The sequence below is a fragment of the Paenibacillus durus ATCC 35681 genome (genome assembly GCF_000993825.1).
Classification (GTDB): domain Bacteria; phylum Bacillota; class Bacilli; order Paenibacillales; family Paenibacillaceae; genus Paenibacillus_AQ; species Paenibacillus_AQ durus_B.
In genome coordinates, this window is the sequence record NZ_CP011114.1 from 615,786 (window position 1) to 640,880 (window position 25,095).

Annotated in this window: 23 protein-coding genes, 2 tRNA genes and 1 CRISPR repeat array; of the genes, 21 read left to right on the forward strand and 4 right to left on the reverse strand. The window is 49.9% G+C overall.

The genetic code is table 11. The features are described 5' to 3' along the window. Nucleotides 1-408: 408 nt before the first annotated feature. The 10 genes from VK70_RS02735 to VK70_RS02780 all read left to right on the forward strand — a co-directional run bounded on the left by VK70_RS02735 (nucleotide 409) and on the right by VK70_RS02780 (nucleotide 15,063). A complete protein-coding gene (locus tag VK70_RS02735; RefSeq protein ID WP_025695200.1) occupies nucleotides 409-2,850 on the forward strand; it encodes a CRISPR-associated helicase/endonuclease Cas3 in 2,442 nt (813 codons plus the stop codon). 601 nt (nucleotides 2,851-3,451) lie between these two features. Beyond that, complete coding sequence (gene cas5c / locus VK70_RS02740; protein WP_025695201.1) at nucleotides 3,452-4,174, forward strand: type I-C CRISPR-associated protein Cas5c; 723 nt, start codon at nucleotides 3,452-3,454, stop codon at nucleotides 4,172-4,174. After that, nucleotides 4,171-6,120 (forward strand): type I-C CRISPR-associated protein Cas8c/Csd1, encoded by a 1,950-nt coding sequence (gene cas8c, locus VK70_RS02745; protein WP_025695202.1) that lies wholly within the window; start codon nucleotides 4,171-4,173, stop codon nucleotides 6,118-6,120. The genes cas5c and cas8c overlap by 4 nt, the downstream gene beginning before the upstream one ends. Next, on the forward strand, nucleotides 6,120-7,007 hold the full coding sequence (gene cas7c, locus VK70_RS02750; RefSeq protein WP_025695203.1) for a type I-C CRISPR-associated protein Cas7/Csd2: 888 nt from the start codon (nucleotides 6,120-6,122) through the stop codon (nucleotides 7,005-7,007). Before cas8c ends, cas7c begins: the two co-directional genes overlap by 1 nt. Then, a complete protein-coding gene (gene cas4 / locus VK70_RS02755) occupies nucleotides 6,994-7,653 on the forward strand; it encodes a CRISPR-associated protein Cas4 (RefSeq protein WP_025695204.1) in 660 nt (219 codons plus the stop codon). Before cas7c ends, cas4 begins: the two co-directional genes overlap by 14 nt. Then, complete coding sequence (gene cas1c, locus VK70_RS02760; protein ID WP_025695205.1) at nucleotides 7,650-8,681, forward strand: type I-C CRISPR-associated endonuclease Cas1c; 1,032 nt, start codon at nucleotides 7,650-7,652, stop codon at nucleotides 8,679-8,681. The genes cas4 and cas1c overlap by 4 nt, the downstream gene beginning before the upstream one ends. Before the next feature lie 10 nt (nucleotides 8,682-8,691). Continuing rightward, a complete protein-coding gene (gene cas2, locus VK70_RS02765; protein ID WP_025695206.1) occupies nucleotides 8,692-8,982 on the forward strand; it encodes a CRISPR-associated endonuclease Cas2 in 291 nt (96 codons plus the stop codon). 182 nt (nucleotides 8,983-9,164) lie between these two features. Then, nucleotides 9,165-11,064: a CRISPR direct-repeat array (repeat unit 32 nt; unit sequence GTCGCACCCCATGCGGGTGCGTGGATTGAAAT). Between the two features lie 300 nt (nucleotides 11,065-11,364). Then, nucleotides 11,365-12,111, forward strand: a complete 747-nt coding sequence (locus VK70_RS02770; RefSeq protein ID WP_025695207.1) for a DeoR/GlpR family DNA-binding transcription regulator — start codon at nucleotides 11,365-11,367, stop codon at nucleotides 12,109-12,111. Between the two features lie 3 nt (nucleotides 12,112-12,114). Next, nucleotides 12,115-13,026, forward strand: a complete 912-nt coding sequence (pfkB, locus tag VK70_RS02775; RefSeq protein WP_025695208.1) for a 1-phosphofructokinase — start codon at nucleotides 12,115-12,117, stop codon at nucleotides 13,024-13,026. A 63-nt stretch (nucleotides 13,027-13,089) separates the two neighbouring features. Next, nucleotides 13,090-15,063: a PTS fructose transporter subunit IIABC gene (locus VK70_RS02780; RefSeq protein ID WP_046722766.1), complete on the forward strand. Its 1,974-nt coding sequence runs from the start codon at nucleotides 13,090-13,092 to the stop codon at nucleotides 15,061-15,063. Nucleotides 15,064-15,174: 111 nt separating this feature from the next. Here VK70_RS02780 and VK70_RS02785 read toward each other — a convergent pair whose 3' ends face one another. Beyond that, nucleotides 15,175-15,729, reverse strand: coding sequence for a CGNR zinc finger domain-containing protein (locus VK70_RS02785; protein WP_324607983.1), 555 nt, complete (start codon nucleotides 15,727-15,729; stop codon nucleotides 15,175-15,177). Nucleotides 15,730-15,873: 144 nt separating this feature from the next. On the opposite strand from VK70_RS02785, the gene VK70_RS02790 reads away from it, so the two are divergent. Next, nucleotides 15,874-16,368 (forward strand): DinB family protein, encoded by a 495-nt coding sequence (locus VK70_RS02790; RefSeq protein WP_025700349.1) that lies wholly within the window; start codon nucleotides 15,874-15,876, stop codon nucleotides 16,366-16,368. 182 nt (nucleotides 16,369-16,550) lie between these two features. After that, on the forward strand, nucleotides 16,551-16,718 hold the full coding sequence (locus tag VK70_RS28190) for a hypothetical protein (protein WP_155986987.1): 168 nt from the start codon (nucleotides 16,551-16,553) through the stop codon (nucleotides 16,716-16,718). A 137-nt stretch (nucleotides 16,719-16,855) separates the two neighbouring features. On the opposite strand, the gene cmpA is transcribed toward VK70_RS28190, so the two are convergent. Together cmpA and VK70_RS02795 are read right to left on the reverse strand one after the other, a co-directional pair. After that, nucleotides 16,856-16,972, reverse strand: coding sequence for a cortex morphogenetic protein CmpA (gene cmpA / locus VK70_RS27705; RefSeq protein WP_090834029.1), 117 nt, complete (start codon nucleotides 16,970-16,972; stop codon nucleotides 16,856-16,858). Nucleotides 16,973-17,123: 151 nt separating this feature from the next. Further along, entirely contained in the window at nucleotides 17,124-17,483 is a 360-nt protein-coding gene (locus tag VK70_RS02795) for a hypothetical protein (RefSeq protein ID WP_025700351.1), read from the reverse strand. Between the two features lie 128 nt (nucleotides 17,484-17,611). Between VK70_RS02795 and VK70_RS02800 the strand changes: the two genes are divergently transcribed. Then, nucleotides 17,612-18,100 (forward strand): SprT family protein, encoded by a 489-nt coding sequence (locus VK70_RS02800; RefSeq protein WP_025700353.1) that lies wholly within the window; start codon nucleotides 17,612-17,614, stop codon nucleotides 18,098-18,100. A gap of 143 nt (nucleotides 18,101-18,243) precedes the next feature. On the opposite strand, the gene VK70_RS02805 is transcribed toward VK70_RS02800, so the two are convergent. Next, nucleotides 18,244-18,672 carry an Lrp/AsnC family transcriptional regulator gene (locus tag VK70_RS02805; RefSeq protein ID WP_025700354.1) on the reverse strand — a complete coding sequence of 143 codons (429 nt, stop codon included), beginning with the start codon at nucleotides 18,670-18,672 and terminating at the stop codon, nucleotides 18,244-18,246. A 131-nt stretch (nucleotides 18,673-18,803) separates the two neighbouring features. Between VK70_RS02805 and VK70_RS02810 the strand changes: the two genes are divergently transcribed. The 8 genes from VK70_RS02810 (at nucleotide 18,804) to VK70_RS02845 (ending at nucleotide 25,017) form a co-directional block, all read left to right on the forward strand. Next, nucleotides 18,804-19,559 (forward strand): MBL fold metallo-hydrolase, encoded by a 756-nt coding sequence (locus VK70_RS02810; RefSeq protein ID WP_025700356.1) that lies wholly within the window; start codon nucleotides 18,804-18,806, stop codon nucleotides 19,557-19,559. Between the two features lie 44 nt (nucleotides 19,560-19,603). Then, nucleotides 19,604-19,679, forward strand: a tRNA-Asn gene (locus VK70_RS02815). A gap of 7 nt (nucleotides 19,680-19,686) precedes the next feature. Then, nucleotides 19,687-19,778: transfer RNA gene (locus tag VK70_RS02820), tRNA-Ser, on the forward strand. Nucleotides 19,779-20,398: 620 nt separating this feature from the next. Next, nucleotides 20,399-21,304 (forward strand): branched-chain amino acid ABC transporter permease, encoded by a 906-nt coding sequence (locus VK70_RS02825; RefSeq protein ID WP_025693821.1) that lies wholly within the window; start codon nucleotides 20,399-20,401, stop codon nucleotides 21,302-21,304. A 12-nt stretch (nucleotides 21,305-21,316) separates the two neighbouring features. Continuing rightward, nucleotides 21,317-22,285 (forward strand): branched-chain amino acid ABC transporter permease, encoded by a 969-nt coding sequence (locus VK70_RS02830; protein ID WP_025693822.1) that lies wholly within the window; start codon nucleotides 21,317-21,319, stop codon nucleotides 22,283-22,285. Beyond that, complete coding sequence (locus VK70_RS02835; RefSeq protein ID WP_025690079.1) at nucleotides 22,254-23,036, forward strand: ABC transporter ATP-binding protein; 783 nt, start codon at nucleotides 22,254-22,256, stop codon at nucleotides 23,034-23,036. The genes VK70_RS02830 and VK70_RS02835 overlap by 32 nt, the downstream gene beginning before the upstream one ends. Nucleotides 23,037-23,041: 5 nt before the next feature. Continuing rightward, the gene (locus tag VK70_RS02840; protein ID WP_025693823.1) at nucleotides 23,042-23,743 is read left to right on the forward strand and encodes an ABC transporter ATP-binding protein; all 702 of its coding nucleotides are present in this window, start codon (nucleotides 23,042-23,044) and stop codon (nucleotides 23,741-23,743) included. 74 nt (nucleotides 23,744-23,817) lie between these two features. After that, nucleotides 23,818-25,017, forward strand: a complete 1,200-nt coding sequence (locus VK70_RS02845; protein WP_046722768.1) for an ABC transporter substrate-binding protein — start codon at nucleotides 23,818-23,820, stop codon at nucleotides 25,015-25,017. Nucleotides 25,018-25,095 lie beyond the last annotated feature (78 nt).

Sequence of the window (25,095 nt, forward strand, 5' to 3'; positions counted from 1 at the left end):
GAGTAGGGATTCAAATCGGACTTACCAGAAGCAGTGGAATGGTCATACTGCTCCCTTTGGTCAGTACGATCCTCCAATAAGATTTTCTACTAAATGCTTTACTCCAGTGCCTACTGGAGTATTTTTTTTGTTGAATTTTTACATAAAAAGAGGAATTAGGCCTAGTTCTGGAGAAGTATATCTGTGAATTTTAGGGTGATATTGGATATTTTGTTGAAACAAGGAGGATAGCATGGTAAGGGCTAAAGTTCTTGAATCAAGTAAGATTTGAGCAGTGGGTTCAGGCATCTGGAACAGAATTAATAACATATACAGGGAACATTGAGTGATATTGAAGATTTTTATAAAGGAATCGGCTCTTATTCACTTGAATTTCATGTACATTTCCAAAAGTGGTAAGGAGGAACTATGGAATATATTGCCCATATCCGCCAAAAGGATAAAAAAATTCAAACGGTGGAGGAACATCAGAAGGAAGTGCAAGTCGGCTGTGAGCAATATGGTGCAAAGATAGGTGTGACCCATTTGGCCGGATTGGCGGGAATGCTGCATGATATCGGAAAAAATACGAACGAGTTCAACACGTATCTTGTCAAAGCGGTCTACCACCCGGAAGCCGCTTCCCGAAAAGGCTCGGTCGATCATTCAACGGCGGGAGGAAAGCTGTTATATCAGCGCTATCACAAGGGCGAGGGAGTTTCGATGAACAAGCTGGCAGCGGAATGGATCGGGAACTGTATTATTTCCCACCATCAAGGGTTGCGGGATTTCCTTAGTCCACAATTGGACTCGCCTTATCTGAAACGGGTGGGGCAGAAGGAACTTGATGAGTATGACCGGGCTGTCGCCGCTTTTTTCGAACAAGTGCCAGCTGATAAGCTTGACCGCTATTTTGAGCAGGCGGTTGCGGAGCTAAAGCTTGCTTTAACCATCATCCAAGAGTATAAGTTGCCACGCATTACGCTTGCTTTACTCATCAAGTACATTTTTAGTTGCCTCATAGATGCCGATCGGACGAATACCCGGGATTTTGAAGCGGATGAGCATACGGACTGGATCAAGGATCATCAATCTTTTTTTCTTGAAAGCTATAATCGCCTGTTGGCGAAGATTGCATTGTTGAACGAGGCGAAGGATGCGGATCATCCAATTAATCGTTTAAGACGGGAAATGTCCCGGCAATGTGAAGAGTTTGCGCTGCTCTCATCGGGCATTTACACGCTCTCTATTCCGACAGGAGGGGGGAAGACGCTGGCCAGCTTACGTTATGCACTACGACATGCCCTTGAGACCGGTAAGGAACGGATTATTTATATTGTGCCGTTTACGACGATCATCGAGCAGAATGCGAAAGAAATACGGGAAATCATTCAGAATGATGATATGGTTCTGGAGCATCATTCCAATGTTGTGGATGAAATTGATCCTGGCAGCGATGATTACGATTTGGAAAAAGAGAAACTGAAGCTTGCCAGGGACCACTGGGATCGACCGATTATTTTTACTACCATGGTACAGTTTCTGAATACCTTTTACGCCAAGGGGACCCGCAATGTGCGGAGATTGCATCAATTGTCGAATGCGGTGCTGATCTTTGATGAGGTCCAGGCCGTTCCTCACCGCTGCCTTTCGCTGTTTAATGCGGCCCTCAACTTTCTCCACACCTTTGGGAAATCCAGTATTGTGCTATGTACGGCGACGCAACCGGCGCTTGATGATGTCAGACATAAGCTGCATTTGTCCGAGCAGTCGGAGATGATCAAGAATTTGAGTGATGTGGGACGGTATTTTAAAAGGGTGGAGTTGGTCGATTATACCGCCAAGTGCGGCGCTTCGGGATGGGGAGCGGAAACATTGGCTTCCTTTGTACGTGAGAGAATGAATGAGGTGAACAGCGTGCTGGTCATTCTCAATACGAAGACCGCCGTACGGAAGCTGTTCGCCGAGCTGGATCAGGAGGAATGGGCCGAAGATAGAAAGGTACGCCTGTTCCATTTAAGTACGAATATGTGTGCAGCGCATCGGAAAGATGTACTGGCCGAGTTGATTCAAGTGCTTGACTCCAAAGTAAATGAACGGGTGATATGCGTCAGTACCCAGCTTATTGAGGCCGGGGTGAACATCAGCTTTGATTGCGTGATCCGCTCGCTCTCCGGACTGGATTCGATTACGCAGGCAGCGGGTAGATGCAACCGCCATGGGAAAGACCCTTTGCGTCAGGTGTACGTCATCCAATCTGCGGACGAGAACTTAAACCATTTGCAAGAAATCAAGATTGGAGCAGAAATGACTCTTAAGGTGCTGGACGACTTTCGGAAAAAGCCGGAACTCTACGAAAATGATCGGCTATCCCCGTCCGCGATGAAGGCTTATTTTAAATACTACTATCATCGTATTAAAGATGAGTTGGATTATCCCGTTCCGAAGCTCGGGGGGAAGAAGCTGTTTAATCTGTTGAGTTCAAACAAAGCGTATTATGATGCTTACCGAAATCGCTATAGCGAAAAGCTTGGACTTGGGAGCCTGCAAGCCTTGGCGACAGCGGAGCAATACTTCGAGGTTATTGACAACCCGGCAACTTCAGTTATTGTCCCGTACAATGCAGAGGCGAGAGACTTGATTGCTAATCTGAACGGGGAACTGGATATTTGGGAGCTTGGCGATTTGCTGCGGAAGGCGCAACAGTATGTGGTCAATGTTTATAAGCATGATCTTGTTAAGCTCGATAAGAGCGGGGAACTGTTTCCACTATTGAATGGCAATGTTCTGGCGTTGCATGACACGGCTTACTCGGAGCGATTTGGCGTAGGAACAGAAGGGGACGGAGAGTGGGGGACATCTATTATATAGGGAAAAACCCGCATTAAAGCGGGCTTCTCTTGATTGTCTTAGTGACATTATATAATTTTCAATCCACGCCCTTGAGAGCGACGAGTTGAGTTTATCACACGATGACACATAAACGCAATCATACTAAGAATGAAAAATAATGGAATTCCCAAATAAAGGGGTTGCCAAAATTATAGACAGCCTTTATCCTATATTTAGGGGAACTCATATATTTAGTGACATTCTATAAGAATTAATTCATGTACTCCTAGTAAGTGGTTATTTGCCAAATCAGAAGGTGGGGTAGAGATTAAGAATGTCGGCAAAATGATTTGGGGAAAGGAGATCTTTTCGGATGAGAAAAACAGTATGCAAGGCAATGTTTAAGCTCAATTGCACAAAGTGCGATGAGAGCAAAGACCTCAAAGTGAAGATTAGCCACCATCTCAAACAGACTTGTACAATCCAAGTTAAAAATTGAAGCCTTCCATCCTAACGAGCGCGGCTGTCCTTTTAAATTAAAGATAGTGCAGCCGCCTCTCCAAATCCGGCACGCCAACACTCTGTTCTTGCTTTTTAATAAATACACAACAATTTAAATTTACAAAAAGGCGGTGAATACATGAGAAACCAGATCGAGTTCGAGGTTTACGGAAAATACGGATTGTTTACGGACCCGCTGACCAAAATCGGCGGGGAGAAGTTTAGCTATCAAATACCGACCTATCAAGCGTTGAAGGGGATAGTGGAATCCATATATTGGAAACCCACGCTTATTTGGATTATCGACGAGGTACGGGTCATGGAACCAATACAGACGGAATCGAAAGGCATTCGTCCTATTGAGTACGGGGGAGGTAATACGCTTTCTTATTATACGTATCTCAAAGAACCGCGATATCAAGTCAGGGCGCACTTTGAGTTTAATCCTCACCGTGAAGATTTGATTCAGGACCGCAACGAACACAAGCATCATAACATTGCGAAGCGGGCGGTACAGGCGGGAGGCCGGCGGGATATTTTCCTGGGCGCGCGGGAATGTCAGGGCTATGTGGAACCTTGCGAATATGGTAAGGGAGTCGGATTTTATGATGAAATTGCAGAGATTGACTTCGGCATCATGGTGCATGGTATTAACTACCCTGATGAAACGGGGCGACAAGAGCGGGAAACCCGGTTATGGCGGGCAAAGATGGAGCATGGCATTATCCGGTACATCCGGCCTGAAGAGTGTACGCTGCTCCGTAAGACCGGAGAGGGACACATCAAATCGTTCGGCCTAGCAGATATCCAGTCTGTGGAGGAACTGTATGCCGATTATTTCCAAGGGGAGGAGAGGGGATGACCTGGCTCGCCGATTTATACAAGACATACGAGAATAACGCGCATTTGACCGGGCAGTTTGAGAGAAAGAAAAACGGCCGGGAGTACGCGCTCATCCCTGTCTCGCACACCACACAAAGTTCACATATCGAGGTGCGGCTGGATATGGAGGGCAATCTGCTTCAGGCCAGGGTTGTGGAAAAAGAGGAAGCAAGCACAATTATTCCTTGTACGGAGGCATCCGCAAGTCGAACCAGTGCGCCGGTGCCGCACCCGCTGTTCGATAAGCTGGTCTATGTAGCTGGCGACTATACCCGTTATTACGGGGAAGTCAAGGGAACACCGCATGCGGACTATATGAAGCAATTGCTTGCCTGGTGCGAATCTCCAGCGGCACATTCCAAGGTGCAGAGCGTGTATACCTATTTAAGTAGAGGTACCTTGATTGCCGATTTAGTTCAACGGGAGGTGCTATGGCTTGATGAGAAGGGGCAATTGGCGCCGAAATGGACACCGGCTATGGAGCAGAGATATGGAGAGAAAAAAGCAATTTTCAAGGTCATCGCCTCCGATCAAAGCGCCGCCTTCATCCGGTTTGCCGTTCATGTCCCCGGTGATCCGGAAGATCGGTTGTGGCGAGACCGGTCGGTGCAGGAAGCCTTTATCCGCTATAACGAGATGGAACTGGCTGAGCAGGAGCTTTGCTACGTAACTGGGGAATATTTGCCGTATGCGGACAAGCATACTTCACGTATCCGCAATTCCGGTGACAAAACGAAGCTGATCTCAGCCAACGATTCGCTAGGCTTTACCTATCGCGGACGGTTCCGCAGTGGAAGGGAAGCGGCGGCGGTCAGCTACGAAGTCTCTCAAAAAGGGCATAATGCCCTGAAATGGCTGATTGACCGCCAGGGCGTCACTATTGATGGTAAAGTGTTTCTGGTGTGGGGAATCGATAACCCGGATCTTCCCCCTCCATGGGAAGATGGGCTGGACTTGTACGGCGAAGAGGAGGATGAAGATACAGCGGGAGACGCCGCGCATCGTGAATTCGCCGGACAGTTTCGGCGTGCTATTCACGGCTATCGTTATAATACCGACGACTACAAATCCGAGGTTGTCATCATGGTGCTGGATGCGGCGACGCCGGGACGATTGTCGATTGTATATTACCGAAATTTGAACAAGGAGCTATTTTTTAATCGTCTAAATTATTGGCATGCAACGTGCCGATGGCTGCACCGTTACCGTAAAAACGAACAGAAGGAGATACTTTCGTTCACCGGCGCACCGGCAACGCGGGATATTGCCTTCGCCGCTTACGGCCCGCAGGCGAGCGATAAAGTTGTTAAAGTGCTGCTTGAACGGATGCTGCCATGTATAGTGGACAAGCGTCCTGTCCCGCAGGATATTGTGCGCAGCGCGGTGAACCGTGCCTCCAATCCGGTTGGCATGGAGCCTTGGGAATGGGAGAAGACGCTCAGCATTGCCTGCGCGCTAGTGAAGAAAACATATGAGAAGGAGGGTTTTACCGTGAGCCTTGATGTAGAGAATGAGGACCGCAGCTACTTATTTGGCCGAATGCTGGCAATCGCCGATGTGCTGGAGCGGCGCGCGCTCGGTAAGGAAGAGAAGCGGGCCACGAACGCGGTGAGATACATGAACGTCTTTGCGCAGCATCCGGGACGGACCTGGGAGATTATTCAGTCGAATTTACAGCCTTACCAGGCCAAAATGGGCACGAAGGACGGCATCATCAATTACTGTAATAAAATGCTGGATGAAGTGGGCTCTCGGCTGAAACTGGAAGATTACAATGATAATCGGCTCAATGGACGGTATTTGCTCGGATTTTACAGCCAGCGTAATGAATTGTACAAGAGCAGGGAGCAGAGGGAAGCCGAGGCTGGACAGACTGCCCGGACCGACGAGAGCGCCAATAACGATGTACAAGGAGAGAATGAATAATGAGCACGCTTGATCACAAAATTGATTTTGCCGTTGTATTTTCGGTTCATAATGCTAACCCGAACGGAGACCCGCTGAACGGCAATCGTCCTCGGCAGAACTATGACGGATACGGCGAGGTATCTGATGTCTGCATCAAGCGGAAAATCCGAAATCGCCTTCAGGACATGGGAGAGTCGATTCTCGTGCAGTCCGATGAAAGACGGGGGGATGGCTATCGCAGCATTAAAGAACGGGTAGACGCCAATGCGGAGGTGCAGGAATTCGCCAAGGGAAAAAAAGCAAATAATGACCTGTACGCCCAAGCTGCCTGCAACGCATGGCTGGATGTGCGCAGCTTCGGTCAAGTGTTCGCTTTTGGCGGGGCGGAAGGCTCTGGCAGCGGCGTATCCATCGGGGTTCGCGGACCGGTTTCGATTCATACGGCGGTGAGCATCGACCCGATTGATATTACCAGCATGCAGATCACCAAGAGCGTCAACGCGACCACCCCCAAAGATAATCCGAACAAGAAAAGCCCGGACACGATGGGTATGAAGCACAGAGTGGACTTTGGTGTATATGTTTTTTACGGAAGCATTAATACGCAGTTAGCCGGGAAAACCGGTTTCACCTATGAGGATGCAGAGAAGATACGCGAGGCGCTGGTTACCTTGTTTGAAAATGACACTTCCTCGGCGCGTCCGGACGGCAGTATGGAAGTACATAAAGTCTACTGGTGGGAGCATAAGTCCGGCCTGGGGCAATATTCTTCTGCCAAGGTGCATCGTTCTCTTCAAATTCATTTGAATGAAGGCGTTACTCAGCCAAAATCCTTTGACGATGATTACACCTGCACCCTTCAGCCACTGGATGGACTGGAAGTGCGGGAATATGCCGGATTATAACGAAGATGACTATTTGCTGCTCTCGGGGATTCAGCATTTCAACTTCTGCCGCAGACAGTGGGCGTTGATACATGTTGAACAACAATGGGAAGAGAATGTCCGCACGCTGGAAGGTACATACGTTCATCGAATTGCGGATCAACCTCATCTTCGTGAAAAAAGAGGGAACAAACTGATCGTGCGCGCATTGCCCGTTCATTCCGGGACGCTGGGCATTACGGGGATATGTGACGTGGTGGAGTTTGTACGAGATCCGGCGGGAATACCGCTTTCGGGGGAGGAAGGTCTGTATCTTCCGTATCCGGTTGAATACAAACGGGGCAAGCCTAAGAAGAACGATTCGGACCGCTCCCAGTTGATTGCCCAACTGATGTGTCTGGAGGAAATGCTGGCCTGCGATCTTTCACTCGGCTATCTCTACTATAATGAAACCAAGCACCGGGTCGAAGTACCCGTTACTCTGTCAGACCGTGAGCAAGTCAAGGCGGTTTTGCAGGAAATGCATCATTATTTTGCGAAAAAGCATACACCGAAGGCAAAAGCAGGGCCGCACTGTCAAAGCTGCTCCCTGCATAACGTGTGCCTGCCGGAGATGCTGAAGAAGCGGTCCGTTGCGAGCTATATTGAAAGCAGGTTGAGCGAATGAAAAAACTGCTGAATACGTTATTTGTGACGACACCGGACACTTATCTGTCACTGGACGGTGAGAATATTGTCATCCGGCAGGAAGAGAATATTCTGGGGCGTTATCCTCTGCATAATCTGGAAGCTGTCTGCACATTTGGGTACGCGGGGGTAAGTCCGGCATTGATGGGTTCATGCGCTGAGCGAAGTATCGGCCTGACTTTTATGACCCGCACCGGGCGTTTCTTGGCTAGAGTGACCGGTGAGAGCAGAGGTAATGTGGTGCTCCGCAAGGAGCAGTACCGGATATCCGATGATGAGCGCCGAAGTGCGCTGGTAGCGAGAAATTTTATTCTCGGCAAAATCTATAACGCCAAATGGATTCTGGAGCGTGCCACGCGGGATTATGCGCTGCGGCTGGATATTCCCCGGATCAAGAAGGTGTCGGCGGCTCTTTCCGAAAGCATGAATCTGGTTCATAGCGTGGAAGATCTGGATATTTTGCGGGGAGTGGAGGGTTCTGCGGCGGTTCAATACAACTCGGTATTTGACGAACTGATTTTGCAGCAGAAAGACGACTTTTTCTTCCGTGGCCGGAATAAGCGGCCTCCGCTGGACAATGTCAACGCCTTGCTTTCCTTTGCGTATACCCTGCTGTCGAATGATGTAAGGTCGGCGCTGGAGAGCGTTGGTCTTGACGCTTACGTTGGTTTTCTTCACAGAGATCGGCCCGGGAGGGCTTCGCTGGCGCTGGATATGATGGAAGAACTGAGAGGCGTTTATGCGGACCGTTTTGTTTTATCCTTGATTAATAAAAAGCTTATCAATCCGAAGGGGTTTTACCGGAAAGAGAACGGCGCGGTCCTTATGGACGATGACACCAGGAAGCAAGTGATTAAGGGTTGGCAGGAGCGAAAGCAGGAGAAAATCATTCATCCTTATCTAAACGAAAAAATCTCCTGGGGACTCGTGCCTTATTCACAAGCGCTATTGCTGGCGAGATACATTCGGGGAGATCTGGATGAGTATCCTCCATTTTTGTGGAAGTAGGTGTTTTCAGGTGCTGGTCTTGATTACGTATGATGTAAGTACAAAAAGCGCGGAGGGCAGAAGACGTCTGTCACAAGTCGCCAAGAAGTGTCTGGATTACGGTCAGAGGGTCCAAAACTCCGTATTCGAATGTATTGTGGATACGACGCAGTTCCGCCGGCTAAAGTTTGAACTGGAAGAACTGATCGACGAAGAGACAGATAGTCTGCGTTTCTATAACTTGGGAGACAAGTATAAAACCAAAGTCGAACACATCGGTGTAAAAAGCTCATATGACATGGAAAGCCCGCTGATCATTTAAGGTGCGAATGCCAAGCTCCCATGATTTCCCCGGGTCCTTCGCACCTCAAATTTTGTCGAAAAGTAGAAGAATAACGGTTTATTGAAAAAAGTCAATTCTGGATTTATACTTCTTTTGCAACGTTTTTGGCGGAAATTGAAGGAATTGATGTCTTTCTCAGATCAATCTTAATCATTTTCGCCGTCGCACCCCATGCGGGTGCGTGGATTGAAATATCCTCGACTTGTTGGTTTTTTACATTTTTTTGAGTCGCACCCCATGCGGGTGCGTGGATTGAAATAAGGAAGAGTTGGAACTCCGGGCAAGGGCGCTGGCTGTCGCACCCCATGCGGGTGCGTGGATTGAAATCATTTCTGCTTTTGCCGCTTCGCGTACCAGCCTGGTCGCACCCCATGCGGGTGCGTGGATTGAAATACTAGATAAAGCGGATAGGAACGGATCAGCTCAAGTCGCACCCCATGCGGGTGCGTGGATTGAAATCTGCTGGTACTTCTTGACGCCTTCCGGGTATTGTCGCACCCCATGCGGGTGCGTGGATTGAAATTATTACAATGACATCCTTGTAAATGTTATTTTCGTCGCACCCCATGCGGGTGCGTGGATTGAAATTGTAGTAGTCGGCAGGTTGCAGAGGAATTCGAAAGTCGCACCCCATGCGGGTGCGTGGATTGAAATATGCCTGACCGCTTCCCGATAGCGTAGATTATAGTCGCACCCCATGCGGGTGCGTGGATTGAAATATATCCTCCTTTTGCTTGTGATAAGGTTTTCTTTGTCGCACCCCATGCGGGTGCGTGGATTGAAATCCGATAGCGTAGATTATATAAATCAAGAGCGCGTCGTCGCACCCCATGCGGGTGCGTGGATTGAAATCAGCATCGATGTTCGCCCGTGCTCTCTGGAGTGCGTCGCACCCCATGCGGGTGCGTGGATTGAAATTCATTATTACTGTACGCTGGTCATCACTAAGCAGTCGCACCCCATGCGGGTGCGTGGATTGAAATTGCGTCTGTGAGGATGGATAAGGATTCGGCGTTGTGTCGCACCCCATGCGGGTGCGTGGATTGAAATGCGGAAAGTATCCTCCACCGGACTTTACGATTAGTCGCACCCCATGCGGGTGCGTGGATTGAAATCCGTATGAGACGATATGATCTGGCGTGATCGTTCCTCGTCGCACCCCATGCGGGTGCGTGGATTGAAATCTCGATGTTATAGGACTTTCCGGGAAATTCCGGGAATGTCGCACCCCATGCGGGTGCGTGGATTGAAATTAGACGATCAGGAGTGGGAGCTGATATTCCGGGCGGTCGCACCCCATGCGGGTGCGTGGATTGAAATTTTAATCTCGCTCTACCTTATGTAGACAAGCGAGTCGCACCCCATGCGGGTGCGTGGATTGAAATCACACTCGGCAGTCCCGAGTATCTAAGGAAATGTCTAGTCGCACCCCATGCGGGTGCGTGGATTGAAATCAAAATGTCTTGCACAGAAACGCCCAAGTACCCACGTCGCACCCCATGCGGGTGCGTGGATTGAAATATTCAAAACACTCAGCGGATCGCCGTCTGAGGTGTAGTCGCACCCCATGCGGGTGCGTGGATTGAAATGTTGAAGATGTACGCCAGCAGAGCCGCTTCGCCATTGGTCGCACCCCATGCGGGTGCGTGGATTGAAATGCCCGGCGTCAAGCCTCTGCGCGCTGGACAACTTGTCGCACCCCATGCGGGTGCGTGGATTGAAATTCCCTGAACCGATGAAGGGTTATATACCGGCTGAGTCGCACCCCATGTGGGTGCGTGGATTGAAATAGTACCGGGATGAAATATAAACTGTCCCGGCTGAGTCGCACCCCATGTGGGTGCGTGGATTGAAATCCCGTAATGATCGACAATGTAGGACAGCAATTGTACGGTCGCACCCCATGTGGGTGCGTGGATTGAAATCAGAGCCGCCGACAAAGGAGGAAATAAAAGATGATACGTCGCTCCCCATGCGGGTGCGTGGATTGAAATTTATACTGTACCAGATCAACCAAACACTCAAACACGTCGCACCCCATGTGGGTGCGTGGATTGAAATTCGTAAAACCTAGCCGTATTATGCTCTTACTGAGTACCACCCCCGCACGGGTGCACAAATCGTAACTAATAACCAAACCTTATAACAAGATGACGCCCCCTTTTTTTATAAACGCAAACTGAAATTCATTTTCTATACGTTAATGTATAAAAACAAACCGACTCACTACCACGGCATGGAAGCAAAAAGTAAGCGTTCACAACTTTGTAACGAGGCTTGAAGATTTTTGATGGAATTTGGATAATAATGATTGTTTTTTGCTCGATTTATGTTACTATATGGTCAGTTGGAGGAATGAAGATGCTGACTGAAGAACGCCACGGAATGATAATACAGCGCTTACAAGAAAAGGGCGTCGTCAAAATGCAGGAGCTGACGGAAATGCTCGGGGCTTCGGAATCGACGGTACGACGGGATTTAATTGATCTTGAGAGCCGTAATTTGCTGAAAAGGGTACATGGCGGAGCTTCGCTGCTGCCTCATAAAAGCCAGGAGCTCGGCATGGAGGAGAAAACCTCCAAGAACATTCAGCAAAAAAATTCCATCGCCTCTTTAGCAGCCGCTCAACTGCTTGATGGTGAATGTATTTATCTGGATGCGGGAACAACAACGTTAGCAATGATTTCCCATATTGACGCTAAAGGTGTGACCGTCGTGACCAACGGCTTGTCCCACATTGAAGAACTGGTTAGGAAGCAAATCCCCAGTTACCTTCTCGGCGGTATGATGAAGAGCCATACCAAAGCTGTAGTCGGAAGCATTGCGCTTCAGAATATGGAGAACTTCCGTTTCGATAAATGCTTTCTAGGTACAAATGGCGTAGATGCCAAAATGGGTTATACAACGCCTGATCCCGAAGAAGCGCTGATTAAGAGACGGGCTCACCAGTTATCCGGCAAAACTTACGTGCTTGCGGACTCCAGCAAATTTGGCGAAGTCGCTTTTGCGAAGCTGTTCGACTTGCAGGAGGCTGTTGTGATAACGGATACCGTTCCGGAAAGGCTGCGCCAATCCATCGCAAGTAAAACCAAAATAATTGAGGGGTAAATTATGATCTATACTGTAACGCTTAACCCTTCCATCGATTATATCGTGGAGGTTGAAGACCTGAAGCTCGGCGACTTGAACCGGATGAAGCGGGATTTGAAGCTTCCTGGCGGCAAAGGGATTAACGTTTCCCGCGTGCTGGACCAGCTGGGGGTAGAAAATACGGCTCTCGGATTTCTCGGGGGGTTCACCGGTCGGTTTATCGCGGACAAATTGCGTGAAGACTCGATCAAGAGTGATTTCGTGTTCGTAGCGGATGACACCCGGATCAACATTAAGCTCAAACACGGGGACGAGACGGAAATTAACGGTCTTGGTCCTGTAATCCGCGACGAGGAGGCGCAGCAGCTGCTGGACAAACTGTCCCATCTGCAGCAGAACGACATTGTCATTTTGTCCGGAAGCGCCCCGCCTTCTCTTGGAGGAGATTTCTATCAGAAGCTTATCCGTGCCTGTGGACAATCCGGAGCGGAATTCGTCATCGACACAACCGGTAAGGCTCTGATGAACGCTCTGGTTCATAAACCGCTGCTGGTTAAGCCGAATCATCACGAGCTGGCCGAATTGTACGGCGTTACGATTAACTCTGTGGACGAGATCATTACGTACGGCCGCAAGCTGCTGGAAGAAGGCGCGAAGCATGTGCTGATTTCCATGGCCGGCGAAGGCGCTTTGCTCATTACCGAACAAGAGGTGTACCGCGCTACGGTGCCGTCCGGGACGGTTAAAAATTCGGTAGGCGCGGGAGATTCAATGATAGCTGGATTTGTCGGCACGCTGTTTCTGACGGGAGATCCGATAGAGGCTTTTCGTGCAGGAGTTGCCTCTGGAAGCGCCACTGCATTCTCCGATGACCTGGCAACGAAGGAGGAGATTGAGCGGCTGCGCCCGCAGGTTCAGATCAGTAAGCTGTAACTAGTTGGAAAGTCATTTGCAACGTGCGATGCACACTTATGAATTCAAGGGAGTTGAACTTATATGAGAATTACGGACCTGATGATCAAACAGACAATGATCATGGATTTGAAGGCTACAACCAAAGAGGCGGCAATTGATGAATTGATTGCCAGCCTTGCCGCAAACGGCCGGATTAACGATCCGGTGCTGTTTAAGCAAATGATTCTGAAGCGTGAAGAAGAGTCCAGCACGGGCATCGGTGGCGGAATTGCCATGCCTCACGCCAAGACGAAAGCCGTCAATGAAGCGACGGTTGTATTTGCGAAAAGCGCCGGCGGCGTGGATTTTGAATCTTTAGACGGTGAACCGGCGCATCTGTTCTTCATGATCGCCGCTCCGGAAGGCGCGGCTAATACGCATCTGCGTACGCTTGCCGCCCTGTCCCGTCTGCTGATCGACGTTGAATTCATCGACCAACTGAAGAATACCAAGACGCCGGATGACGTAACGGCGCTCTTCGACGCCAAACAGGAGGAGCAAGAAGCGGCTAAAAAGGCGGAAGAGGAAAAAACCAAACAGGAAGAAGAAGCAAAAGCCAAGCAACCGGCCGCAAGCGGAATGATCGTTGGCAATCCAAGTAATATGGAAGCGTTTGTAGTTGCCGTTACCGCGTGTCCGACAGGCATTGCCCACACTTTCATGGCTGAAGATGCTCTTAAGAAGAAAGCCAAAGAGATGGGAATTAATATCCGCGTCGAAACCAACGGTTCTGAGGGCGCGAAGAATGTGCTAACCCCCGATGAAATCCGCCGAGCGAGCGGTGTTATCGTGGCCGCCGACAAACAGGTGGAAATGGCCCGTTTCGACGGCAAGCCAGTGCTGCAAAGACCGGTTAGCGATGGTATCCGCAAGCCGGAAGAGCTGATTAACAAAGCGGTTGCCGGCGATGCTCCGATCTACCGCAGCCAAGGCAAAGCCGCTTCGGATGCGGCGCCTGCGGGCAAGATCAGTGTCGGCAGCAAAATCTATAAAGATTTGATGAATGGTATTTCCCATATGCTGCCTTTTGTAGTTGGCGGCGGTATTTTACTCGCAATTTCCTTCTTGTTCGAGCAGATTGCAAGTGTAGATAATCCGATCGTTAAGCTTCTGCAAACCATTGGCGGCGGTGATGGAGCGTTCCACTTCCTGATTCCGATCCTCGCCGGATTCATTGCTATGAGCATCGGCGACCGTCCTGCACTAATGCCCGGTATTGTCGGCGGCTTTATGGCAGCGAGCTCCAATGCCGGTTTCCTTGGCGGTCTTGCCGCTGGTTTCCTGGCCGGTTATGTTGTTATCGGATTGCGTAAGGTGTTTGCAGGTATACCCCAGACGCTTGACGGCCTGAAGCCGATTCTGCTATACCCTGTATTCGGCCTTCTGATTACCGGCGCCATTATGTACTACTTGTTCGATCCATTCTTTAGCTGGATCAACACGGGCCTTATTGATGTTCTGAACAATCTTGGAACAGGCAACGCCGTTCTGCTGGGGCTTGTCCTTGGCGGCATGATGGCGATTGATATGGGCGGTCCTTTCAACAAAGCGGCTTATACCTTTGCGATTGGCGTCTTCACCTCTACTGGTGATGGTGCAATGATGGCGGCTGTTATGGCTGGCGGCATGGTTCCTCCGCTGGCAATCGCACTGGCTACCACACTGTTCAAGAACAAATTCACGGAAGATGAACGGAAATCCGGCATAACGAACTATGTGCTCGGCTTGTCCTTCATCACCGAAGGCGCAATTCCATTTGCGGCTGCCGACCCGATGCGTGTCCTGACCTCCTGTATTCTGGGTTCGGCCGTTGCCGGGGGATTGACCCAATTTTGGAAAATTAATATCCCGGCTCCGCATGGCGGCATCTTCGTAGCGGCACTTGCAAACCATGCGCTGCTGTTCCTGCTGGCGGTTGCCATCGGCGCGGTTATTTCCGCTCTGGTATTTGGACTGTGGAAGAAACCGCTTGTAGAGAAGCCAGTCGAAGTGAGTGCCAAACGTTCTTTAGTCTAATATAGAACCAGAAAGACAATAGTTTCATAATATAAAGTAAAGAACGGCCCGGGCGAATCCGAGGCCGTTCTTTTGTGATATAAGAAAGTATAAGCTGCACGCTGAAGCCGCTCACTGTTCCGCTTTCTTCCGGGCCCGGAAACGGCGGACCTTCATCAGATTGCCGCAGGCTTTATCGTCGCAGTAGCGCTTGGAACGATTGCGCGTATCGTCATAGTAGACCCAGAGACAGTCGGGATTATCGCAAATGCGAAATCGTGACTGTTCTTTTTCCGCCAGGGCAGAGGCAAAAGAAGCGGCGATCTCCGCCATCACCTGTTCCCAGTTAGCCTGCAGCGGCATCAGCGACACTTTAATTCGTCCATCATCGTCTCTTGCCGCTTGCCTCATGACGGGACCGGCCGCCATATAATGGTTCATTTTTTCCGGCAGACCGGCAGGCTCTTTGCCCTCCACTACCTCCCGGACGGTATCGAAAAGATAGCCGCGCAGCTCCTTAAGTTCATCCAATTGCTCGGAGTCCGGCATAGGCAGAGCAGGCAGTCCATGTGCGGAGAGCCAAGACTCCACCCACTGGGGATCTTCCAGACGGTCCCTGTCCTTGCTCTTGTCTCCCGTTCTCCAATCCCGCCAGTAGCTGTTTATAAAATCATCCCACAGCATCATCGATCCTTCCTTTCCTACAGCTACATTGTAACAGTTAAAAATAAGTTTTGCTAGTTACTTGTATTCTGCCTGTTTCTTATGTTACAGTTTTCTTGTAACCATTGTTATTGTTTTAGACAGTTACAACTAAGGAGGAAGCTTTACATGCAAAATAAAATTAGTGAGGTTCTGCTCCAAAACTGGGATTATGCGATGGATCAGGAGGATTGGTCGCCGCCGCTGAAGAATGCGCTGGATGGCGTTAGCAGCGAGCAGGCACTCTGGAAGCCGCAGGGAGAAGCCGCCAACTCGATTTGGGAGACGGTTAATCATCTGACTTATTATAAGGATCGGCTGCTGCGGAAGCTGAAGGGCCTGCCCAATCCGCCGTATTTAGAGAGCAATGACGCTACATTTACAGTAACGGAAAGCGGTGAAGAAGCATGGGGACAGGCGGTTTCCCGTCTCAAAAAAGTCCATGCCGACCTGCGTGAGATTATTGAGGCGCTGGAGGAGGGCGCATATGATTGGGGCGGTTCGGGGCATGCTCCCGGGGAAGAAGTGATGAGCCTTATTCTGCATGATGCTTATCATACGGGACAAATTGTGCTGGTCCGCAAGCTGCAGGGCTCCTGGCCATCCAAACGAAGCTTTAATTAGCAAACTCCGGCTTTATCCGTAGATCACGGCATGGTTCCGTTAACAGGGTATCCAAACGGGTAATCTGTCTTATAAGCCGCACTTCCGCTTCCGCCTGCAGCCGGGAACAGCGGGGGCGGCTGTTTGTTTAAATTTGAATATCTCCGGGTAATGAAGGCTAAAAAGAAAAGGAGCGATCGATCATGGACCCGCGTTACCAACACAGCAGTATGGAAGCGGAACATCTGGAGACTCCAAAGAAAGCAAACTCCAGCCTTATCGCCTCCGCCTTTGTCGAGTATGCCGCATACTTTATTATTTTCTTGGGATTCCTGTACTTTCTGGTTATGTATCTGTTTCCTAAGTTCTGACTTCTTCATAAGAACAAAACAAAATCCATCCCTTCACGAAGGAGATGGATTCTGATTAAAAAGGCATTTCTAAGGCTTGCCGGGGGGGCAAACCGGTAACGGCTATCGGACCGTGGGGCGTCGAACCAGACTCTGGCCTAACGCTTGACTGCGGAATCCCGGTAAAAGAACCAGCACTCGTTCAGCAGCTTGATCTGTCTCCGGTCCTTTTTGTAATAGGCTTTCATAAGCTGATGGCTGAGCCATTGCGGCATTGGAATCCCTCCTCTGCGTGCTTGCGTAGGTTAGCATATGTGCAGAGGTAGGCAATGGTGCGCCATGAACTGAAGATGATATGAATACCGCCGCAGTCCGGAAGGTTGTTCGAGACCAGACGCCACAGGTGATTCTTCTTGCATGCGGATCTTACTGAGCCCGCTCTTCTTCCTCTTCATACCACTGCTCAAGCTGCGCCTGAAGCGCCCGGATTTCCGTCAGCAGGGAGATGAGCGGATAGTTCTGTTCTTGAATGGCGGCAAAAGCCCGCTCCAGCCGATTGATATAATCAAGCCCGGACTCTAATGAATACTGCTCGCGCAGCAGCTCCAGGGAATCGCACTCGGCCACCGCAAGCGGCAAATCGGGCACGTTCTCGGCCGTCAGCTTGTCGATCTCTTTATTCAATCTAAGATTGAGCGCGCTAAGCTGATACGCATAGTCCTCCGGCATTTCCACGAATTGAAGCTCCTGATTCTGCTGCAAAATTACATACCGCATTTTCGGCATAGTCATTCTCCCTCCGTCCTTGTCTTCCTTCTTGAAGTGTAGCGTATGCGCAAGTTACAATTCAAGTACAGATTGCAGCAAGCGCCCGGATGGCGCGTCAAAGAACGGAGCCGGCCAACATGATGAGCATGACCAACGAAGAACTGCAGCGCTGGATTGAGCGGGTGTCGCGGGAAAGCTTCGGATTGCCTTTTCGCCATAAAGCGTCTTTTAACAGCAGACTGTCCTCTACGGGCGGACGTTATTTTATGAAAACCCATAACATAGAGATTAATCCCCACCAGCTTACGGCGTACGGGCCAGAGGAAACGGAGAAAATTATCAAGCATGAGCTCTGTCACTACCATCTCCATCTGGCAAAAAGAGGGTACCGTCACCGGGACGCCGATTTTAAAGCGCTGCTCGCCCGCGTAGGAGGCAGCCGCTACTGCCGGAACCTTCCCGGAGCGAAAGCGCGGAAGCCGATGCCTTACCGCTATAAGCTCATTTGCACGCAGTGCAGCGCGGAGTACCTCCGCAAACGCAAGGTGAATCCGCAGCGCTACCGCTGCGGGAAATGCGCCGGTCCGCTGAAGCTTACGGTGATCGAAGGGGCCGAGCCTAAAGGGAAGCGATAGAGCGGGCGGTGGGCGCTTTTTTAAAAATATAAGAAAGTATAAGCTTCGCGCTTATCATTTGCCTTATATTTCTACGAGAAACGATACCGTCCCTAACAGGACGGCGCAGCCGTTTCTTCTTGTGGAATATAAACGTTCGCTGCCTACTTTACCTGGCCTATGGCGAGACTCACCTTATAGTTGCCGTACTTTAGCAGGCGGTCGAGCAGCGCGTTCAGCCGTTCCGGACTCTCTGTGCGCGCCCGCATCCAATAACAGCCTTCGCCGCTGACGCGGTATGCCTCTTCAATCTCCCCCTCGGATGCAACGAACTGTAGGAAGGTCTGATGGGCGCTCCCTGAATTCAGAAATACCGTGATCAAGGCATGCACGTGCAGTCCCAGCTTTTCCGGGTCCCAGCCTATCGAATAACCCGTAATTACGCCCAGCTCCCGCAGCTTGCGAATTCGCGCCCCCACAGCTTGCCCCGTCATATGAACCGCCCTGCCAATCTCTTTGTGGCTGAGTGTGGAGTCTTGTATCAGCTGCCGCAGAATGAGTAGATCGATCTCGTCTAAAAGCGTTTGGCCCATCTTTAAGTGATTTCCTTTCCGAATGAAAATAGATTCGCTGTATTCCTTTCATCGCATTATGTACTCCAACCCAGGAAGAAAATTATACTTAATTGTAGCAGAACTTATGGAAAAGAAGGAGTGCATCCATTATGAAGCTTCAATTAATAAGACATGCGGCGCTTTGGCTGGAGTACGGGGGTTCCGTCTTCCTGATCGATCCGATGCTCGGTGAGCCCGACGCCTATCCGCCGATTGTGAACAGCGGCAATGAACGCCGGAATCCGCTCGTTGGCCTTCCCGGCCCAGTGAACAAGTGGCTTAAACCGGACGCCGTAATTGTAACCCATTTTCACAATGACCACTGGGACACTGCTGCGGCTAACTTGCTTTCAAAGGATATTCCGCTGTTCAGCCAGGAAGAGGACGGGAAACGGTTCAGCGCACAAGGGTTTACTGCGGTTACTCCTATCCATGAGCAGGCGGAATTCCGCGGAGTCCGGTTAATCCGTACAGGAGGCAGACACGGTACCGGAGAGATCGGGAAGCTGATGGGACCAGTGTCCGGCTTTATACTCCAAGCGCCTGATGAGCCCGTACTTTATATCGCCGGAGATACGATCTGGTGTGAAGAGGTGCGGGAAGCGCTGGACCGGTATCAGCCGGCAGCAGTGGTCGTAAATGCGGGTGAAGCGCAGTTTGTGAGCGGAGACCCTATTACAATGAATGAACCAGATATATTAAGTCTGCGCGCGCATGCTCCCGAGACGAAAGTGGTGGCCGTCCATATGGATGCGATCAACCACTGCCATCTGACCAGGGATAAACTGCGGGAACGGCTTGAAACGAAAGGATTGCTCGGCAGGGTGCTTATTCCATCGGATGGAGAGGTTCTAGAGCTTGACTGAGGGATGAAATCATGATAAATTATTTCTTGTTCACATCAAAATGTTCCCTGATAGCTCAGTTGGTAGAGCACTCGACTGTTAATCGAGTTGTCACAGGTTCGAGTCCTGTTCGGGGAGCCATTTTCTTGGAGAGATACCCAAGTGGCTATAAGGGGACCCTCTGCTAAGGGGTTAGACTGCGTAAGCGGTGCGAGGGTTCGAATCCCTCTCTCTCCGCCACAATTCTTCTGAATTGTGCGGTTGATTTTTACATAGAAGAGATAGCTCCCGTAAGGGGGCTTTTTTACAATATAAGACTTTATAAGCTTCCCGCCTATCGTTTGGTCTTATATTTCTACGAGAAACGGGTGCCCTCCTCCTCCGAGGACGGCGCAGCCGTTTCTTCTTGTGTTGGGTGCATGTTAGCTTTTGGGTGCATGTTAGCTTTCGGCTTAACGGAAGAACGACGGTTGGATTTATGATCACTAATTAAAGAAATATGACGCATTAACTCTTTATTTATTTGAAGGATTGATGCATTAAAGTGAAAAATGTTATATTAAATGCTACATAATAAAGCTTTGTATTTCCTGAGGGAATAAATCCCACATATTAAATGCCTTCGGTTTTCTTTGTTTTTCACCATATTGCCCCGTTTTTCTCGATTCTCGTTACATTATGTAACTTAAATATTACTTATTAGGTAATTTATCATAACATCGAATTTCGAATTTTCTTGGAACCCCTCAAAATTTTAGTGACGAAAAAAAGGACATATGTTAATATAGGTAACATCATTAAAAAGAAAGAATGAAAGAGAGAAGAGGGAATGACAATGAAAAAGGGAAAAGGGGATGGCGATGGAGTATTTTATTCAGCAGTTAATTAACGGGATTTCCGTAGGCAGCATTTATGCGCTGATCGCCTTGGGCTATACCATGGTTTACGGGATCATTAAGCTGATCAACTTTGCACATGGGGATGTGTTTATGGTTGGTTCGTTTATTGGACTGTTCAGTGCCAGATATCTGGCGTCAGCGGGTCTTCCTCCGGTTTTGGTCCTGATCATATCTCTGATTTTTTCCATGACGGTCAGTGCGCTGCTTGGCATCACAATTGAACGTTTTGCCTACAAGCCGCTGCGCAAATCCACACGGATTGCTGCGCTGATTACGGCAATCGGCGTATCCTTTTTGCTCGAATATACCGGTGTGCTCGTACTTGGACCGCAAGCTCAAGGGTTCCCTGATATTCTGGCTAAGAAGCAGTTCCAATTGTTCGGGACTTCCATCCAGGTGGAATCGAACCAGGTTATGATTTTGATTACAACGATTATTCTGATGATTATTTTGCAATATATCGTACGTTATACGAAGACCGGTAAAGCTATGCGGGCGGTATCGTTCGATATGGAAGCGGCGCGTCTGATGGGGATCAACGTGGACCGTACCATTTCGGCAACCTTTGCCATCGGTTCGGCGCTTGCGGCTGCGGCTGGTGTCATCTTTGGCATGACCTACAACTCCGTAGACCCGCTTATGGGTGTTATGCCGGGGCTGAAAGCTTTCGTCGCTGCGGTGCTTGGAGGCATCGGAAGCATTCCGGGCGCACTTGTGGGCGGCTTGCTGCTGGGTACGGTAGAGACTGAAATTTCCTCGCTCGGATATTCCTCCTGGCGTGACGGCGTAGCTTTTGCCGTACTGATCCTGATCCTTATCTTTAAACCATCCGGGCTGTTCGGCAAGAATGTCCGGGAGAAAGTGTAGGAGGGAAGCGGCGTGAAGAAGATAAATCAGAAATTCTGGCTTGGCATTATCGTTGCCTTGGCCTTATATGGAGTCGTGCAAGTTCTGCTAACAGCGGGAGTATTGGACGATGTTCAAAGATCGATGCTCCTTCTGATCTGCGTCAACGTTATGCTGGCGGTATCGCTCAACCTGATTAACGGCATTACCGGACAATTCTCCATCGGTCACGCCGGGTTTATGTCCGTCGGCGCCTATACTTCGGCAATTCTGACTCTTGACTATGACGTTCCGTTTATCCTTGCTATTCTCGCGGGGGGCATACTTGCTGCGATTTGCGGCGTGCTGATCGGGATACCGACACTTCGTCTGAACGGCGACTACTTGGCGATCGCGACACTCGGATTCGGGGAAATTATCCGGATTATCTTGCTCAACACGGAATACGTCGGCGGTGCTTCGGGTCTCAGCGGCATTCCGGCAAAATCGACATGGACCATCATGTTCTTCTTTATGTTAATTACGGTTGTGCTGATTAATAACTTTATCCGCTCCACTCACGGGCGGGCTTGTCTTGCCATCCGTGAAAATGAAATCGCCGCGGAAGCCATGGGCATCAATACGACGCTGTACAAGGTTATTGCCTTTACGCTCGGCGCTCTGTTCGCAGGGATGGCCGGAGGTCTGTCGGCTCATACGTTCTACGTTATCACTCCGGGCAGCTTCAACTTCCTGAAGTCGTTTGAAATTCTCGTTATGGTCGTTCTCGGCGGACTCGGAAGCACGGCCGGTTCGATTGTCGGCGCTGTATTCGTCACCCTGCTGTATACTTACCTTCGGGATTTCCCGGAATGGCGTATGATTATTTATTCGATCGTTCTCATTCTGATGATGATTTTCCGTCCGGGCGGTCTGCTTGGAAGCACGAAATTTTCTCTCAAGAAGTTCGGCAAAAAGGAGGCGAAGGCAAATGGCGGCATCAGCGACAGCAGTACTTCTTGATGTTAAGGAAGCCAGCCGTTCCTTCGGGGGACTGAAGGCGCTCAGCGAGGTTTCTCTTCATATTAATAAAGGCGAACTGATCGGTCTGATCGGACCGAACGGCGCTGGCAAAACGACGCTCTTCAATCTGCTGACCGGCGTTTACCCGCCTTCCACAGGCAGTATTATCCTTAACAATGAGTCGGTCGGCGGCATGAAACCATATAAGATCAATCACAAGGGAGCCGCGCGGACCTTTCAGAACATCCGCCTGTTTACGGCAATGACGGTGCTGGAGAACGTTAAAATTGCCTTTCACCAGCATGCCAAGCACTCCATGTTCACCTCCATGCTTCGCCTGCCGAAGCATTTCAAGGGGGAGAATGAAATTACGCAGAAGGCGCTGGATATTCTGAAAATATTCAATCTCGATGATCAAAGCGAAGAGCTTGCCGGAAATCTCAGCTATGGCAACCAGCGTCGCCTTGAAATCGCGCGTGCGCTTGCGGCTGGACCGAAGCTACTGCTGCTCGACGAGCCGGCGGCCGGCATGAATCCGAATGAGACACGTGATCTGATGAATCTCATCGCCTGGATCCGCAAGGAGTTCGACCTTACGATTCTTCTGATCGAGCATGATATGTCGCTTGTTATGGGAGTCTGCGACCGGATTTATGTTCTGGATCGCGGAATGCTCATCGCAAACGGTACGCCGTCCGAAATCCGGAGCAATCCAAAAGTTATCGAAGCGTATTTGGGACAGGAGGCGTAAAGGCTATGCTTAAAGTACAGGGAATCAACGTTTACTACGGAGCCATTCACGCTCTGAAGGACCTCAGCATCGAAGTCAATCAAGGCGAAATCGTCACGCTGATCGGAGCCAACGGCGCCGGCAAGTCGACGCTTCTTAAGACGCTTTCGGGATTGCTTAAGCCGAAGACGGGAAGCATTGAATTTTTGGATAAATCCATTACGAACCAGAGCGTTCAGGCGATCGTCAAGCAAGGACTGATTCATTGTCCCGAAGGGCGACGCGTGTTTGCCAATATGTCTGTCGAGGAAAATCTGGAGCTCGGCGCTTATTTGCAGGATTCCAGCCATTTGGCAGCCGACTTCGAGAAAGTCTACAATACATTCCCGAGACTTCGGGAACGCAAGAAGCAGCAGGCCGGAACACTGTCCGGCGGCGAACAGCAAATGCTCGCCATGGGGCGCGCTATTATGGGACATCCGAAGCTGCTTCTTCTGGATGAACCGTCCATGGGCCTCGCCCCGCTGCTGGTGCAGGATATTTTCAAGATTATTCAGGAAGTGAACGCGGCCGGAACAACCGTGCTGCTGGTTGAGCAAAATGCGCATCAGGCACTCAAAATCGCCCACCGCGCCTATGTACTGGAAACCGGCAGAGTCGTACTGGAAGGGGACGCCAAGGAATTGGCGGATTCGGAAGAAATCAAAATGGCTTATCTTGGGCACTAACACGGTTATTCCTAATCAGGGCATCACAGAAATAACATATATAATATTAATTTATCTGGGAGGCTAGGAGAACAATGAAGAAAATCGGGGCCATTATTTTGTCGACAGTGCTGACTGCCGTATTGGCAGCAGGCTGCGGCAGCAACAACACAGAGAGCAGCGGAAATTCCGCAAGCGGCAGCAACTCCGCCGGAGACACGATCAAAATCGGGGCTGACCTTGAGCTTACGGGTGGTCAAGCTTCCTTCGGCGACTCTGCTCTGAAAGGTGCTCAACTGGCAGTTAAGGAAATCAACGATGCGGGCGGTTTGCTCGGCAAGAAGTTGGAATTAGTTGAAGCCGATAACGCCTCGAAATCCGAAGAAGCAACACAAACTGCGCAAAAGCTGATTACCACCGATAAAGTTGTAGCGATCGTTGGGGCAACGACTTCCACCAACACATTGGGTATCGTACCGGTTGCCCAGGAGAAACAAATTCCGCTCGTGAGCTCCTCTGCTACCAACCCGAAAGTAACGGTTGACGAGCGTACCAAAAAAGTGAACGAGTGGGTATTCCGCGCTTCCTTTATTGATCCTTTCCAAGGCCAGGTTATGGCTAACTTTGCAAGCAACACGCTGAAAGCTAAAACGGCTGTTATCTACACAGATACTTCGAGTGACTACTCTAAAGGTCTGCAAACCTTCTTTGAAGAAACTTTCACAAAGAACGGTGGACAAATCATAAGTAAAGAGTCTTACCAACAAAAAGACTCCGACTTCAAAGCCGTATTGACACGTATCAAAGCAGCTAACCCGGATGTTATCTACCTGCCTGGCTACTATGAAGAAGTCGGCAAAATCCTGAAACAAGCACGTGAAATGGGAATTAAGGCTCCATTCATGGGCGGCGATGGCTGGGATTCTCCGCAGCTGGCTGAAATCGCAGGCGCGGCAGCACTGGACAACACTTACATGTCTAACCACTATTCGCCGGAAGATACCGCTCCAGAAGTTAAGACCTTCGTTGACGCATACAAAGCGGCCAACAGCAATGCAGTACCGGACGGCATGGCAGCCCTTGGCTATGACGCTGTTAAGCTGGTAGCTGATGCCATTACCCGCGCAGGAGCAGCTGAACCGGCCAAGATTAAAGACGCTCTGGCAGCGACTAAGGATCTGCAGCTTGCCACTGGCAAAATCTCGATGAACGAATCGCATGACCCGATTAAAGCGGCTGTCGTACTGAAATTCGTTAACGGCAAGCAATCCTTCGAAACCAAGGTTAATCCGTAAGCCCGTTTGATCTGATCCATCTTTCGCAGCAGACAATTCGCTTCCAAATATCGCTTGGCCGCTTGGGATGCCGCTCCA

What these genes read in the sequence shown, in the direction of transcription:
- VK70_RS02735 (WP_025695200.1), top strand. Translation starts at nt 409, where the DNA reads ATGGAATATATTGCCCATATCCGCCAAAAGGATAAAAAAATTCAAACG.
- cas5c (WP_025695201.1), top strand. Translation starts at nt 3,452, where the DNA reads ATGAGAAACCAGATCGAGTTCGAGGTTTACGGAAAATACGGATTGTTT.
- cas8c (WP_025695202.1), top strand. Translation starts at nt 4,171, where the DNA reads ATGACCTGGCTCGCCGATTTATACAAGACATACGAGAATAACGCGCAT.
- cas7c (WP_025695203.1), top strand. Translation starts at nt 6,120, where the DNA reads ATGAGCACGCTTGATCACAAAATTGATTTTGCCGTTGTATTTTCGGTT.
- cas4 (WP_025695204.1), top strand. Translation starts at nt 6,994, where the DNA reads ATGCCGGATTATAACGAAGATGACTATTTGCTGCTCTCGGGGATTCAG.
- cas1c (WP_025695205.1), top strand. Translation starts at nt 7,650, where the DNA reads ATGAAAAAACTGCTGAATACGTTATTTGTGACGACACCGGACACTTAT.
- VK70_RS02770 (WP_025695207.1), top strand. Translation starts at nt 11,365, where the DNA reads ATGCTGACTGAAGAACGCCACGGAATGATAATACAGCGCTTACAAGAA.
- pfkB (WP_025695208.1), top strand. Translation starts at nt 12,115, where the DNA reads ATGATCTATACTGTAACGCTTAACCCTTCCATCGATTATATCGTGGAG.
- VK70_RS02780 (WP_046722766.1), top strand. Translation starts at nt 13,090, where the DNA reads ATGAGAATTACGGACCTGATGATCAAACAGACAATGATCATGGATTTG.
- VK70_RS02785 (WP_324607983.1), bottom strand. Translation starts at nt 15,729, where the DNA reads ATGATGCTGTGGGATGATTTTATAAACAGCTACTGGCGGGATTGGAGA.
- VK70_RS02790 (WP_025700349.1), top strand. Translation starts at nt 15,874, where the DNA reads ATGCAAAATAAAATTAGTGAGGTTCTGCTCCAAAACTGGGATTATGCG.
- VK70_RS28190 (WP_155986987.1), top strand. Translation starts at nt 16,551, where the DNA reads ATGGACCCGCGTTACCAACACAGCAGTATGGAAGCGGAACATCTGGAG.
- cmpA (WP_090834029.1), bottom strand. Translation starts at nt 16,972, where the DNA reads ATGCCGCAATGGCTCAGCCATCAGCTTATGAAAGCCTATTACAAAAAG.
- VK70_RS02795 (WP_025700351.1), bottom strand. Translation starts at nt 17,483, where the DNA reads ATGCCGAAAATGCGGTATGTAATTTTGCAGCAGAATCAGGAGCTTCAA.
- VK70_RS02800 (WP_025700353.1), top strand. Translation starts at nt 17,612, where the DNA reads ATGACCAACGAAGAACTGCAGCGCTGGATTGAGCGGGTGTCGCGGGAA.
- VK70_RS02805 (WP_025700354.1), bottom strand. Translation starts at nt 18,672, where the DNA reads ATGGGCCAAACGCTTTTAGACGAGATCGATCTACTCATTCTGCGGCAG.
- VK70_RS02810 (WP_025700356.1), top strand. Translation starts at nt 18,804, where the DNA reads ATGAAGCTTCAATTAATAAGACATGCGGCGCTTTGGCTGGAGTACGGG.
- VK70_RS02825 (WP_025693821.1), top strand. Translation starts at nt 20,399, where the DNA reads ATGGAGTATTTTATTCAGCAGTTAATTAACGGGATTTCCGTAGGCAGC.
- VK70_RS02835 (WP_025690079.1), top strand. Translation starts at nt 22,254, where the DNA reads ATGGCGGCATCAGCGACAGCAGTACTTCTTGATGTTAAGGAAGCCAGC.
- VK70_RS02840 (WP_025693823.1), top strand. Translation starts at nt 23,042, where the DNA reads ATGCTTAAAGTACAGGGAATCAACGTTTACTACGGAGCCATTCACGCT.
- VK70_RS02845 (WP_046722768.1), top strand. Translation starts at nt 23,818, where the DNA reads ATGAAGAAAATCGGGGCCATTATTTTGTCGACAGTGCTGACTGCCGTA.